Origin of the sequence: Shewanella sp. ISTPL2 (genome assembly GCF_013283205.1) — a bacterium.
Taxonomy (GTDB): domain Bacteria; phylum Pseudomonadota; class Gammaproteobacteria; order Enterobacterales; family Shewanellaceae; genus Shewanella; species Shewanella oncorhynchi.
On the sequence record NZ_JAAPAV010000001.1, the window covers coordinates 3,973,072 to 3,986,191 of the forward strand.

Genomic DNA, 13,120 nt, shown 5'->3' on the forward strand with positions numbered 1-13,120 from the left:
TCACATTTCATGGCCTTGAGGAATATTTATAGTACGCGGCGTACGCCTTCGATGGCGGCAAGTTCAGTGTACAAAATTTCGATATGGTCTTTGCTGGTCACTGTCACGCGGATAGTAATGGAGTGATAGCTACCTTTGCTCGACGTTTTTGTCGAAGGTGAATAATCACCCGGTGCATGTTTTTGTACCACAGCCACGACTTTGTCAGTTAGCGTTTCGTGGGCTTCACCGACGACCTTAAAAGGAAATGCGCAAGGGAAATCCATCAGTTCATCAAATTTAGTGTCTAACATACTCAGTACTCTTAGCGGCTATATTGGGATATATATGGTGGCGATTATACCCGATTCAAGGGCGATGCACTCCCCAAAAAAATAAAGCCACCCTAAGGTGGCTTTATTTATGGGACTTAGCTTAGCTAAACCATCCAGAAAACATCTGCTTAAAGTAATCGACTAATTTACTAAACCAGCTACCTTCGTTGACTTCTTGCAACGTCACCAGTGGGAACTGGGCAATGTCTTTACCATCTAGTTGGAAGAATAGACGGCCTACAGTTTCACCTTTTTTCAACGGTGCATCTAATGGCTTAGTCAATTCGAAGTTTGCTTTCAAGTCTTTACCGCGGCCACGGCTGATCGTAATAGGTGTATCAGTTGCGACGCCTAAATCAACAGTGCTCTTGTCACCGTACCATATTTGTTGGGTTGTGAAGCTATCACCCGCTTTGTAAGGCGTGACAGTTTCAAAGAAACGGAAGCCATAGGTCAGTAACTTTTTACTTTCAGCTTTACGGGCTGATTCACTTTGAGTACCCAGAACCACAGAAATCAAACGCATGCCGTCTTTGGTTGCAGATGCGACTAAGTTGTAACCTGCACCAGAGGTGTGGCCTGTCTTGATACCGTCCACGCTCATGCTGTTATCCCACAACAAACCATTACGGTTATATTGTTTGATACCGTTGAAGGTATAAAATTTTTCGCTATAGATGCGGTATTCTTCTGGAACGTCGCGGATTAAGGCTGCACCTAACAATGCCATATCATAGGCAGTTGTTTTGTGGTTTTCTGAGTCTAATCCATGGGAGTTTTCGAAGTAGCTATCACGCATACCCAGCTGTTTTGTCCATGAGTTCATCATGTCAACGAAGGCGCCTTCGGTGCCAGCGATATGCTCTGCCATAGCTACACACGCATCGTTACCCGATTGGATGATGATACCGCGGTTTAAATCCCCGACTTTAACGGTAGTTCCAACTTCAATGAACATCTTAGAGGAGTCAGAGAAGTTTTTAGACCAGGCATTTTTACTGATAGTCACATCATCATCGACCGAGACATTGCCCGCTTTGATTTCTTGACCTATGACATAACTGGTCATCATTTTAGTTAAGCTGGCTGGGTTAAGGCTTTCATAAGCGTTACTCTCAGCGATAATCTGGCCCGAATTATAATCCATCAAGACGAAAGCCTTGGCGGCCACTGCTGGTGCATCAGGTGTAATAATAGGCTGCGCAGCATAAACGGGGAGAGACACACTGGAAATTAGCAGCAATGTTTTAATGGGACTTTTTACAAAATTCATCATTAACTTGGCACGTCTTTTGGTTGTATTAAATGGAAAGGATTCGAGAAGATCTCCAACAGTGTACCACTTTCTGACTGTGGGTTTTAGTGAAGGTTCCTTCATCTCTATTTTTAAATCAATTCTGGTCCGAGCAAACAGTGATTACTCATGGACTATATAGCCCTCAGGAAACCCATTTTGCTGGACGTTATTGAGCAGTTTGTCTGCTAATTCAGGTTGGCCTATGGGGCCGAGCTGTAGTCTAAACATATTGTTTGCGGCTTGTACACGGGTCTTTACCTGATATTTTCGCTCCAGATTTTTCGCCATGGTATTGAGTTTGGCTTTATCTTTCGATGCGACTAACTGAATGTAATGATTACCTGTATCTTGCGCGCTGGCAATAGCCGAATTAGTGGCCGCGACACTGCCGACATACACCACATCGAGTTTGATCCGCGCGGTTCCTTTGCCGAGCATGCCGAGTTTATAGGCCGCGGCGTAGGAGACGTCGAGAATACGGTCTGAGTGGAATGGCCCGCGATCGTTGATACGAATGATCACTTGCTTATTGTTATCTAAGTTAGTGATCCGAGCATAACTTGGCAGTGGCAGCGTTTTATGGGCACCTGACATGGAATACATGTCATAGGGTTCGCCATTGGATGTCTCATAGCCATGAAATTTTTCACCGTACCATGAGGCACGGCCCGTTTCACTAAAACCTTGGCCTGTGTTCATCACAGTGTAAGACTCGCCGTAAACCGTATAAGGCTTGTTACCGCGGCGACTATAGGGCTCGTACTTAGGCGTGGCATTTGGCACATGATCCACATTGGGTGGATTGAGTGGCAGCTTGTCATTCTTTAGCGAATAGCGCCCCTTGTTGGGGTCCATATTTTTTTTGTTTGTGCTGGAGCTAGCTTGGTTTGGGCTCGAAGAACACGCAACAAGTGTGAAGCACGCAACCAAAGCGACAAGCTGTAAAAGATTATTTTTTAGCGGCATGCTGTTCCTTTAATTGTTGGCTAAATTGATAAACGGCCATTGAATACAAAGGACTGCGATTATAGCGAGTGATTACATAAAAATTGTTTAAGCCAAGCCAATAATCATCGTGATCGGCTTGTTCCAGTTTAATGAGTAAGGCTTTTTGCGAGACATCCAAGTCCCTCGCATCAGCCAAGGACAAGGTTGGCGTTAGAATATTGGCGACTTTATAATTGAGCTTTTCGCCTGCCCATACTTTCGCTTTTGGCGCTGTTTGGCTGCTATTGACCAGCGGCAAAGCAACGGGTGCATTGGCTTGCCAACCGTGTTCATGGAAATAATTGGCAACACTGCCAATCGCATCCTCTGGGCTTTGCAATAAATCGCGGTTACCACTGTTATCGAAATCGACGGCGTAATGGCGGTAACTTGAGGGAATAAACTGCCCATAACCCATGGCACCCGCATAGGAGCCTTTGAGGGTATTGATATCTAAGTGCTCTTCTTTGACTAATTTCATCAACTCACCAAATTCCTTGCGGAAAAAGGTGGCGCGAGGCGGATAGTGAAAACCTAAGGTATAGAGGGAATCAATTACAGGGTAATTACCTGTGAACTGGCCGTAGAAGGTTTCAATCCCAATAATGGCAACGATAATCTGTGGGTCGACTTGGTACTTAGCCGCCGCTTTAGCAATGGTTTTCTCGTGTTTTTTCCAAAAAGCGAGCCCAGCATCAAGACGTTTTTCTGTTAAAAAAATCGGGTAATACACATGCCAAGGTTTTGCTTCCCATGGACGGGTCATCGCATCGATAACCCCTTGGTTGTATTTTGCTTTGTCTAGAAAAGCGAGCACTTCTGTCCGAGTAAAACCTTGTTTTACTTGAGCTTGGATAAACTCTTCTTTGAGCTCAGCGGGAGTTGCGGGTACTAGTACTTTATCCACTGCGGGAGCCACTGGGGTGCTTGAAGCGGGTGCCTGCGCGGGTGTCGGTTCATTTGCCGTGGTGCATGCGACTAAGTATGAACTTAAACACAGTAAACCGAGTGGAGCCAAATAAGCTCGGAGAGTAGGCATAAAAAAGTCCCTAAAATTATCTATCTACGAAACGTCTATGGGTATGAATGCTCATAAGAATGCCAAACCCTGTCATCAATGTCAGCATGGAGGTTCCACCATAACTGACAAGGGGCAGTGGTACACCTACCACGGGCAGGATACCTGAAACCATGCCAATATTCACAAAAACATAAACGAAAAACGTCAGCGTGATACTGCCAGCCAGTAGACGAGCGAAACTGGTTTGTGCGCGGGAGGCGATGACTAACCCACGCCCTATGATGTAAAGGTACATAATTAACAGTAAGATACTGCCAATTAAACCAAATTCTTCACCGATCACCGCAAAGATAAAGTCGGTATGGCGCTCGGGAATAAACTCAAGCTGTGATTGAGTGCCTTCGAGCCAACCTTTGCCCCAAAGTCCACCTGAGCCGATAGCGATTTTCGACTGGATAATGTGATAACCCGCGCCGAGGGGATCTTGCTCTGGATCGAGCAAGGTTAATACCCGCGTTCTTTGGTAATCGTGCATCAAGAAATACCAAAGGATAGGCAGGAAGGCGAGTACTGCTGCGATAAAGCTGCCAACAATAATCCAGCTCATGCCCGATAAAAACAGCACGAAAATCCCCGATGCAGCCACCAAAATTGAGGTGCCTAAGTCGGGTTGTTTAGCGATCAATAGGGTTGGTACGAGTAAAATCACTCCTGCGCCAGCGAGGTAACGTTTCTTGGGGGGAAGAGGGAACTTACTGATATACCAAGCCATAGTGATGGGGAAGGCGAGTTTAATAAGCTCTGATGGTTGGAACTCCATAAAGCCTAAGTTCAACCAGCGCTGCGCGCCTTTATTGATTTCACCGAAAAAGTGTACCCCAAGCAGCAAGACAACCCCCGCAAGATAAATGGGTAATGCCCAACGTTTAAGCGCTTCAGGATTGATTTGTGCCATGGTAAACATGATGCCTAGCGACAACACCATACGGAATAGTTGTCGTTCCATCATTTCTAAATCTGCACCGCTGGCAGAATAGATGACAAACAGGCCAAAGCCCATCACAGCTAATAGTCCGAGCAATAATGGCAAGTCTATGTGCAAGCGTTGCCAGATGTTTTGATATTGGCTATGGGTACTCATGGTATGGGTTTCCAAGTATCTCTAAGCATATATTCATCGAGCATAGCTCGAGCGACTGGGCCAGCATTTGCGCCGCCCCAACCTGCGTTTTCCATCACGACGGCGAGGACGATTTTAGGATCCTCGAAGGGCGCATAGGCCACAACTAAGGCATTATCGCGGAAATGTTCGGCAATTTTACTGGCATCGTATTTAGTATTTTCCGCCACGCCGATGACCTGTGCAGTACCGGTTTTCATTGCGGCAGTGTAAGTGGCATCGGTAAAGCGTGACTTATTTGCAGTTTGGCGCATAGCTTCGTTGATGATGTTCCAGTTACGGGGATTTTTAAGTTCAATTGGCGGTAACTCATTAATCGGTGAGTCAATTTTGGCGGTATTGTCTTTAATGGATCTCAGCAGATGTGGCGGGAGACGGCGGCCTTTGTTGGCCATAATCCCAACGGCATTAGCGAGTTGTAATGGAGTTGCCGTCCAATAACCTTGGCCAATACCTACGGAAATGGTGTCGCCTATATACCAAGCTTGATTGTACTTTAAGCGTTTCCATTCTTTGGATGGCATATTGCCAGCCGATTCTTCAAAGATATCAATCCCTGTATTTTGGCCAAAGCCAAATTGTTCCATAAAGCGGGCGATATGATCGACACCGACCTTATAGGCTAACTCATAGAAAAAGGTATCGCAGGATTCTACAATCGCGCTATAAACGTTGACCCAGCCATGCCCCCAGCGTTTCCAGTCGCGGTATTTACGTTCAACACCAGGTATTTGCCAAAAACCGGGATCCCACACTCGGGTACTCTCGCTAATGGCTTTCTCATCAAGGCCTAACAGTGCGAGGTGAGGCTTGATGGTAGACGCAGGTGCATATTGACCTTGAGTCGCACGGTTGATCAAAGGGCGGGATTTATCATTGAGTAACGCACTGTAATCTTTGCTATTAATGCCTTGTACAAACTGGTTTGGATCATAGCTTGGGCTCGATACCATAGCTAATACTCCACCGTCACGGGGATCGATGGCAACAATAGAACCGCGCAGACCTGTGAGTAGTTCCACCGCTTTTTGTTGCAGCTTGAGATCTAAGGTGAGGTAAATATCTTGCCCCGGCTCTGGCGGAACAATTTTTAAGGTGCGAATGGCGCGGCCGCGGTTGTTCACTTCTTCTTCTAAGTGTCCGGGTTTACCATGCAGCAAGGATTCATAAAATTTTTCAATGCCTTGCTTACCAATGTCTTTGGTTGCCGCATAGTTTTTCCACAGATCGCTGCGTTCAAGTTGGGCGCGATCTCGGGTGTTAATTTTGCCTACATAGCCCAGCACATGAGTGATTTGCGCGCCGTAGGGATAGTTACGTTTAAGACCCGCTTCGACCGAAATACCCGGAAATCTGTGTTGGTTAACACTGAAAATGGCCACTTGTTCTTCGGTGAGCTGGTTTTTGAGTGTTAGCGGTTTGAAACGGCGATGAAATTTCAGGGCGTCAGTAAAGGTTTCGCGCTCGTCATCGCTGATCTCAATTAACTTGCCGAGTTCATCTAAGGTCTCTGACATGTTACTGATTTTTTCGGGCACGAGATCGAGGGAATAAAAGGGTAAATTTTCAGCTAAAAGTATGCCGTTGCGATCGTAAATGAGACCACGACTAGGGGCAATTGGAACAACACGGATGCGATTATCATTTGAGCGAGTTGCATAATCTTTATAGGATTCAACCTGTAAATGATAAAGGTTGGTGACTAGTACGCTAAATAGAGCGAAAACGCAAAAAAAAGTGAAAAGCGCCCTGCGCTTAAAAAGAGACGCCTCGGCGGCGTGATCATGCATTGTTATCCGCTTTTTTGGCGACACTTATGCTATCTCCGGCTGATCCCATGACGGGTGGTTGACACTCGTTAACATCAAGATCCCGCTATTCTCTATGGTAGGGGTGATTCGTGTTCACGCTCCACGCGCGGTACAAACTTTCGGCAACCACCACCCGTACGAGTGGGTGAGGTAAGGTTAATGCCGAAAGACACCAACTTTGGTTTGCCGCTTCTTTGCAAGCTGGCGCTAATCCTTCAGGTCCACCAATCAGTAAACTGACGTCGCGACCATCGAGTTGCCATTTAGTCAGCGCGGTTGCTAGCTCGGGGGTCGTCCAGTTTTTGCCGGGGAGATCTAAGCTAACAATATGATTGCCTTTGGGAATGGCCGCCAACATTTGTTCGCCTTCTTTTTGAAGTATCCGGACAATGTCGGCATTTTTCCCCCGCTTTCCAGCGGGTATTTCGATAAGCTCCAGCGCCATATCACGGGGAAAACGGCGCTGGTATTCTTCGAAACCACGGGTAACCCAATCGGGCATCCGTGTTCCTACTGCGATGAGCTGTAACTTCATCAGTCTTGCTTTTCTGACCAGAGCTTTTCAAGCTGGTAGAAATCACGGGTTTGATCTTGCATAACGTGCAGGATCACATCGCCCATGTCCACAAGAACCCATTCGCTGCTTTCGCGGCCTTCAACACCTAAAGGTGGAATACCGGCTTTTTTCGCTTCAACCACAAGGTTTTCAGCGATAGCTTTAACGTGAGTCTTTGATGTACCTGAACATATGACCATGTAGTCAGTGATGTTAGATTGCTTGCTGACATCCAGAACAACAACGTCTCTGGCTTTCAAGTCGTCGATCTTGTCGACAACAAACTGTTTTAATTCCGCGCTCTGCACGCTGGCGTACCTCATTAATTTTAAATAGCGCGGTAGTATACCAGTGTTGCTGCTGGGAATACATTGTCATTGGCAGTTGAGTTGGCGATATCTGCTTACGGTTCGAGCTAAGGTAAGTAAAGTCGTTGATTTTTGATGTAATCTAGCGTGACGGGCATGAGTAAATCGGTGGGCATTTCGCCTTTTGCCAGTTGTTCGCGGATTTGAGTTGAAGAAATATCCTGTGGCGTAATTGTCACAGGGAAAATCTGCCCACAGTTTTTATGGACACTGCGAGTACGACCTTCCACTGTCCCTTGGGGCGCTTGACTGCGGGCCGTCAATACCTGTTGCATAGGATGCTCTGCATCGAGCTGCCAACCCGGGCGCTGGCAGACAACGAGATGGGCAAAGTCGAATAGGCGTTGCCACTCATGCCAGCTTTTTAATTGGATGAAAGAGTCCATCCCCATGATAAAAAACAGCTCATCTTCAGGATGTAAGGCTTTCAGTTGCTCAAGGGTGACCACTGTGTAGGAAGGCGTGTCGCGTTTGGCTTCGATGTCGCACAGTGCAAATCCGTCGAGTTGCTGACAGACATCAGCTACCATTTTGAGGCGCTGTGTTGTGGTTAAGTTCGGCTGCTGTTTATGGGGCGGAATATGGTTCGGCATCAGCAGGATTTTATCCAAGGCTAATGCTTGCTTCACTTCAATCGCAGGACGGATATGACCATAGTGTATCGGGTCAAAGGTGCCGCCTAATATACCAATACGCATATCAACTCTTTGGTTAATCAATGATTAGTCTATGGCTATATGTGCTAGGTGCCGATGGGCTCTAGGATCAAATAACAGACACAGGTGGCTCAGACCAGTCCAATCCTCTTTACCCTGCTGCTTTAAGTTGAGCTCAAGTTTCGAGGCAAGGGCGAGCATATGTTCGAGTTGTTCAAGGCTGAGTCGTTGCAGCGCCGCTTGATACAGTGGTTTACGTTTATCCCAAATTCGATGTTTACCCCAGAGTGCACTCAGCGCAACGCCTTGGGTTTGCTCGCATTTCAAATTGAATAACAAACCGAGTTCTTTAAACAAGGCCCACAGCAGGATAGGTAAGGCAGTGCCTTCGCCATTGAGCTGGGCTAGCATGTGCTGCGCGCTATCCTGTTTATTATTTAATAATGCATCCGTGAGTTGGAATACGGTGAAGCGCGACTGATCTTCAAAATAGTGGCCCAGTTCGTCAGCACTGACGGGTTTTGTTGGGCTCAGGAGTTGCAGCAACTGCATGGCTTGATCGGCAGCCAGTAAATTCCCTTCATACAGAGAATGCAGCATAGCACGGGCATCAGGCTGCAGATTGAGCTTAAAGTGCTTGATGCGGCCATCGAGCCAGCGCATAAACTGCTCGCCCTCTGGCGTGGCGCAGGGCAGATACATGCCATGGGCATCTAAGGTCTTAAACCATTTACTGTTGGTTTGCTCTGTGGCGAGCTTTGGCCCTTCGATAATCAACAGCATATCGGGATTGGGCGTCTGCAATAGGGCTTGCAGTGTGCTTGAGCCTTCGGCACCGGGCTTAGCTTGGGGAAGGGTTAGCTCAATCAAGCGTTTACTGGAAAACAGGCTCATGGCCTGCCATTCCTGAGTCAGATCGTTCCAATTAAAGCCCGTCTCTTGAATGAGTTGGACTTTTTCATCGAATCCCTGACGCTTGGCGAATTGGCGGATCTGATCTTTGGTGGTTTCAATCAACCAAGGATCATCCCCAAAAATCAGATAACAAGGAAATAACTGGTTAAGGTGGCGGGAGAGTTGGTCTGGATAGACTCTCATTTAATGATAGCCCCGCATTAATTCACCTCAGTACTGGCCATTGCCTGCAGAATACGATCGGCAGCTTGGATACGCATTTCCTTCGTCAGCAATTCCATTTCACGACTCTTTGCCAATGCGGTACGCGGATCGTCTAAGTAGTCGCGGCGAATTTCAACCTTGAAAGGCTGCGCTTCTTTGCCCGGCAGTGCCACAGCAAATTCGACTAAATAAATTAGCTCATACTCGGCGACGTTACCTGTGGGGTACAAAGATAATGTCGAGCGTTCAAGGGAGTCGGTGATTAGCCTTAATACTGGAACGTCATCGGCGGCGTCGACAACTTGGATATTGTTCAAGCGCAGGCGTTCACGCACCAGACGGGTGAGTTCACTGTATTCATCCACGCTGCTCAAACTCAAATGATTGAGGGCATCAGGGATCTGATAACTGCGTTGAAGCTTAAAACCGCAACCAGCACTGGTCATAATGACCAGTGCCATGATTGCGAAGCATATGCGTTTGATTAGCATAGATTTCGCGGTTTCCTATTCGTGGTATACCCTACAGGCTTGAAGTTGCAGCTATGCTGCAACTTCATTGGCTTTGAGTATAGCGAGTTATTAGCAGCCGTTAATTGGCCACTATGCTGAGCAGTTTGCCCGGCACATAGATCACTTTACGTACTGTCAGGCCGTCTAGGTATTTGATCACGTGTTCATCACTCATGCCTAAGGCTTCTACTGATTCTTTATCAGCGTCGGCGGCTACTGTGATTTTTGCGCGAACTTTACCGTTAACTTGCACAACGATGAGCTTGCTGTCTTCAACTAGCGCAGCTTCATCAACGACTGGCCATTGGCTGTCTTCGATGTTGCTTGCATTACCTAACTCGTTCCACAGGTTAAAGCTCACATGCGGAATGATAGGGTACAGCAAACGTACGATGGCCGATAAGGCTTCGCCAATAATGGCGTTGTCTTGACCTGTGGTTTGTGGTGCTTTTTGCAGATGGTTCATCAGTTCCATCACGGCGGCAACCGCAGTGTTGAACATCTGACGGCGGCCGATATCGTCGGTCACTTTCGCGATCGTCTTGTGGACCTCACGGCGCAGCGCTTTTTGCTCGCTTGTTAACTTGCTGACATCTAAGGCTTCGCTATTGTCTTGGGCGATATACTCGCTTGCAAGTTTCCACAGACGTTTAATGAAGCGGTGTGCGCCTTCAACGCCAGACTCTTGCCATTCCAGAGTTAATTCTGGTGGTGAGGCGAACATCATAAATAGGCGAACCGTATCTGCGCCGTATTTTTCGACCATGACTTGAGGATCGATACCATTGTTTTTCGACTTAGACATCTTGCACATGCCGGTATAAACCAGCTCGTTGCCGTCTTTGTCGATAGCCTTAGTAATACGGCCCTTGTCGTCTTTTTCTGTAGTCGCTACATCTAAAGGCGAAACCCATACACGGGCGCCTTTTTCGTTGATGTAGTAGAAAGCATCGGCCAACACCATGCCTTGGGTCAGCAGTTGTTTGGCTGGCTCGTTAGAGTTAACCAGACCTGCATCACGCAGCAACTTGTGGAAGAAGCGGAAATATAACAAATGCATACAAGCGTGTTCGATACCGCCAATGTATTGATCCACAGGTAGCCAGTAGTTGGCTTTAGCAGGATCTAACATTTCGTCTGCATGCGGGCTGCAATAACGGGCGTAATACCAAGACGATTCCATAAAGGTATCGAAGGTATCGGTTTCGCGCAGCGCATCTTGGCCATTAACTTGGGTTTTTGCCCATTCTTTATCGGCCTTGATTGGGCTTTGAATCCCGTCCATCACGACATCTTCTGGCAGCAATACTGGCAGTTGATCTGCTGGCGTTGGGATCACAGTGCCGTCGGCTAAGGTCACCATAGGGATTGGTGCGCCCCAGTAACGCTGACGTGAAACACCCCAATCGCGCAGGCGATAGTTGACTTGGCGCTTGCCTTTACCTTCGGCGACTAACTTGTTAGCGATGGCATTAAAGCCCGCTTCAAAGTCTAAACCGTCGAACTCACCCGAGTTAAACAGTACGCCTTTTTCGGTATAAGCGGTTTCGCTAATGTCCACTTCGCCATCAACAGGCTTGATCACAGCTTCAATCGCTAGACCGTATTTTTTTGCAAATTCAAAGTCACGTTGGTCGTGGCCTGGAACTGACATCACAGCGCCTGTGCCATAGTTCATCAACACAAAGTTAGCTGCCCAAATTGGGACTTGCTTACCAGTGATCGGATGAATGGCGAAAAGCCCTGTAGCGACACCGCGTTTTTCCATGGTCGCGAGTTCGGCTTCAGATGTTGTGCTGTTTTTGCACTCATCGATAAAGGCGGCAAGCTCAGGATTGGTTTGCGCGGCGATTTCAGCTAATGGATGACCTGCGGCAATCGCCACATAGGTCACGCCCATTAAGGTATCTGGACGCGTGGTATAGATATCGAAGCTTTTATCGTGACCTGCGACGCCGAAGGTCATTTCCACACCTTCGCTGCGACCAATCCAGTTGCGCTGCATGGTCTTAACCTGTTCAGGCCAGCCATCTAAGGTATCGATATCGTTTAATAATTCTTCTGCATAGGCAGTGATCTTAATAAACCACTGTGGAATTTCTTTTTGTTCCACAGGGGTATCACAGCGCCAGCAGCAACCGTCTTGAACTTGCTCGTTCGCCAGTACGGTTTCATCGTTTGGACACCAGTTGACTGAAGCTGTCTTTTTATAGACTAGGCCTTTCTCGTACAACTTAGTGAAGAACCATTGTTCCCAGCGATAATATTCAGGGGTACAAGTGGCGATTTCACGGCTCCAATCGTAACCAAAACCCAGCAATTTCAGCTGGTTCTTCATGTATTCTATGTTTTCATAGGTCCATGGTGCAGGCGCAGTCTTGTTGTTAATTGCGGCATTTTCTGCGGGCAAACCAAAGGAGTCCCAACCAATAGGCTGGAGCACGTTTTTGCCTTGAAGACGTTGAAAGCGTGCAACTACGTCACCTATGGTATAGTTGCGTACGTGTCCCATGTGGAGTCTGCCAGAAGGGTACGGAAACATCGAAAGGCAATAAAACTTTTCTTTGTTTGCGTCTTCAGTGACTTCGAAGGTTTTGTTGTCATGCCAGTGCTTTTGCACTAAGGCTTCAATTTCTGAGGGATTATATTGCTCTTGCATCACTCTATTTCCGGCAGTGCCGCCTATTATTGGATCTAACGCCATATCAGCGCGAGTAAGATCTGCATAGAATAAACTAGAAGCGATGCATTAAAAAGGTTCGTATGAAGGAGTATTGGTTATGAATGATAGAAGTAACGCGTTACTAGGACTGTATCAAGCCTTAATTACCGAAGTGAAATCTCAATTTTCAGAAGATAACACTATGACTGTAAAGAACTTATTCAATTCTGTCACTCAAGGTAAGGAGTATTTACGTCTTAAAGAACAGGCAGGGGAAGATGAACTCGCTTTAGTCGAACAATTCTTAAAGCGTGATATTACGAGTTTTCTCCGTGAGCAGAACGCGGATAGTTTGAGTCATAGCCCAACCGTGATTACTTTAGAGAATACGCTTTGGCATTGGCTCAGTGAAATCACCGACCGCAGCCAAGTAGAATGGCATGAGTTAACGCAAGATTTTAAGCACCAAGGCTACTACAAAAGTGGTGACATAGTGAATCAGGGCATCATGGTGTGCACTAACTGTGGCAATGAAATGAGTATTGAATTTCCAAGTCCCATCCCAGATTGTCCAGAGTGTGATCATGAAGAATTTACCCGCGAGCCGCTAACGCCTTAATCAAGGTGATGATGTTAT

13 protein-coding genes are annotated in these 13,120 nt (G+C 47.0%); 1 reads left to right on the forward strand and 12 read right to left on the reverse strand.

From position 1 onward, the window contains the following. Nucleotides 1-26: 26 nt before the first annotated feature. The 12 genes from ybeD to leuS form a co-directional block, all read right to left on the reverse strand. Nucleotides 27-293 carry a DUF493 family protein YbeD gene (gene ybeD / locus HUB64_RS17480; RefSeq protein WP_006082758.1) on the reverse strand — a complete coding sequence of 89 codons (267 nt, stop codon included), beginning with the start codon at nucleotides 291-293 and terminating at the stop codon, nucleotides 27-29. A gap of 121 nt (nucleotides 294-414) precedes the next feature. Further along, nucleotides 415-1,590, reverse strand: a complete 1,176-nt coding sequence (locus HUB64_RS17485; protein WP_028761483.1) for a serine hydrolase — start codon at nucleotides 1,588-1,590, stop codon at nucleotides 415-417. A gap of 141 nt (nucleotides 1,591-1,731) precedes the next feature. After that, nucleotides 1,732-2,577, reverse strand: coding sequence for a septal ring lytic transglycosylase RlpA family protein (locus HUB64_RS17490; RefSeq protein ID WP_131523223.1), 846 nt, complete (start codon nucleotides 2,575-2,577; stop codon nucleotides 1,732-1,734). Continuing rightward, nucleotides 2,561-3,637, reverse strand: a complete 1,077-nt coding sequence (mltB, locus tag HUB64_RS17495) for a lytic murein transglycosylase B (RefSeq protein WP_173497493.1) — start codon at nucleotides 3,635-3,637, stop codon at nucleotides 2,561-2,563. The genes HUB64_RS17490 and mltB overlap by 17 nt, the downstream gene beginning before the upstream one ends. A 16-nt stretch (nucleotides 3,638-3,653) precedes the next feature. Beyond that, nucleotides 3,654-4,760, reverse strand: a complete 1,107-nt coding sequence (gene rodA, locus HUB64_RS17500) for a rod shape-determining protein RodA (RefSeq protein WP_028761480.1) — start codon at nucleotides 4,758-4,760, stop codon at nucleotides 3,654-3,656. After that, the gene (gene mrdA, locus HUB64_RS17505) at nucleotides 4,757-6,613 is read right to left on the reverse strand and encodes a penicillin-binding protein 2 (protein WP_168822786.1); all 1,857 of its coding nucleotides are present in this window, start codon (nucleotides 6,611-6,613) and stop codon (nucleotides 4,757-4,759) included. The genes rodA and mrdA overlap by 4 nt, the downstream gene beginning before the upstream one ends. Before the next feature lie 61 nt (nucleotides 6,614-6,674). Further along, a complete protein-coding gene (gene rlmH / locus HUB64_RS17510; protein ID WP_006082752.1) occupies nucleotides 6,675-7,145 on the reverse strand; it encodes a 23S rRNA (pseudouridine(1915)-N(3))-methyltransferase RlmH in 471 nt (156 codons plus the stop codon). Beyond that, nucleotides 7,145-7,474 carry a ribosome silencing factor gene (gene rsfS / locus HUB64_RS17515; RefSeq protein WP_006082751.1) on the reverse strand — a complete coding sequence of 110 codons (330 nt, stop codon included), beginning with the start codon at nucleotides 7,472-7,474 and terminating at the stop codon, nucleotides 7,145-7,147. Before rsfS ends, rlmH begins: the two co-directional genes overlap by 1 nt. Before the next feature lie 107 nt (nucleotides 7,475-7,581). After that, entirely contained in the window at nucleotides 7,582-8,232 is a 651-nt protein-coding gene (gene nadD, locus HUB64_RS17520) for a nicotinate-nucleotide adenylyltransferase (protein ID WP_173497494.1), read from the reverse strand. Nucleotides 8,233-8,256: 24 nt separating this feature from the next. Further along, a complete protein-coding gene (gene holA, locus HUB64_RS17525; RefSeq protein ID WP_173497495.1) occupies nucleotides 8,257-9,288 on the reverse strand; it encodes a DNA polymerase III subunit delta in 1,032 nt (343 codons plus the stop codon). A 17-nt stretch (nucleotides 9,289-9,305) separates the two neighbouring features. Further along, on the reverse strand, nucleotides 9,306-9,800 hold the full coding sequence (lptE, locus tag HUB64_RS17530; RefSeq protein WP_028761476.1) for an LPS assembly lipoprotein LptE: 495 nt from the start codon (nucleotides 9,798-9,800) through the stop codon (nucleotides 9,306-9,308). 100 nt (nucleotides 9,801-9,900) lie between these two features. Beyond that, entirely contained in the window at nucleotides 9,901-12,480 is a 2,580-nt protein-coding gene (gene leuS / locus HUB64_RS17535) for a leucine--tRNA ligase (protein WP_173497937.1), read from the reverse strand. A gap of 121 nt (nucleotides 12,481-12,601) precedes the next feature. Between leuS and HUB64_RS17540 the strand changes: the two genes are divergently transcribed. Next, the gene (locus HUB64_RS17540; protein WP_173497496.1) at nucleotides 12,602-13,102 is read left to right on the forward strand and encodes a zinc ribbon-containing protein; all 501 of its coding nucleotides are present in this window, start codon (nucleotides 12,602-12,604) and stop codon (nucleotides 13,100-13,102) included. Nucleotides 13,103-13,120: the final 18 nt, after the last annotated feature.

Bases quoted from the DNA above. Each gene is read 5' to 3' on its own strand.
- HUB64_RS17540 (WP_173497496.1), top strand. From the start codon at position 12,602: ATGAATGATAGAAGTAACGCGTTACTAGGACTGTATCAAGCCTTAATT.
- mltB (WP_173497493.1), bottom strand. From the start codon at position 3,637: ATGCCTACTCTCCGAGCTTATTTGGCTCCACTCGGTTTACTGTGTTTA.
- lptE (WP_028761476.1), bottom strand. From the start codon at position 9,800: ATGCTAATCAAACGCATATGCTTCGCAATCATGGCACTGGTCATTATG.
- ybeD (WP_006082758.1), bottom strand. From the start codon at position 293: ATGTTAGACACTAAATTTGATGAACTGATGGATTTCCCTTGCGCATTT.
- HUB64_RS17490 (WP_131523223.1), bottom strand. From the start codon at position 2,577: ATGCCGCTAAAAAATAATCTTTTACAGCTTGTCGCTTTGGTTGCGTGC.
- leuS (WP_173497937.1), bottom strand. From the start codon at position 12,480: ATGCAAGAGCAATATAATCCCTCAGAAATTGAAGCCTTAGTGCAAAAG.
- HUB64_RS17485 (WP_028761483.1), bottom strand. From the start codon at position 1,590: ATGATGAATTTTGTAAAAAGTCCCATTAAAACATTGCTGCTAATTTCC.
- nadD (WP_173497494.1), bottom strand. From the start codon at position 8,232: ATGCGTATTGGTATATTAGGCGGCACCTTTGACCCGATACACTATGGT.
- rlmH (WP_006082752.1), bottom strand. From the start codon at position 7,145: ATGAAGTTACAGCTCATCGCAGTAGGAACACGGATGCCCGATTGGGTT.
- rodA (WP_028761480.1), bottom strand. From the start codon at position 4,760: ATGAGTACCCATAGCCAATATCAAAACATCTGGCAACGCTTGCACATA.
- holA (WP_173497495.1), bottom strand. From the start codon at position 9,288: ATGAGAGTCTATCCAGACCAACTCTCCCGCCACCTTAACCAGTTATTT.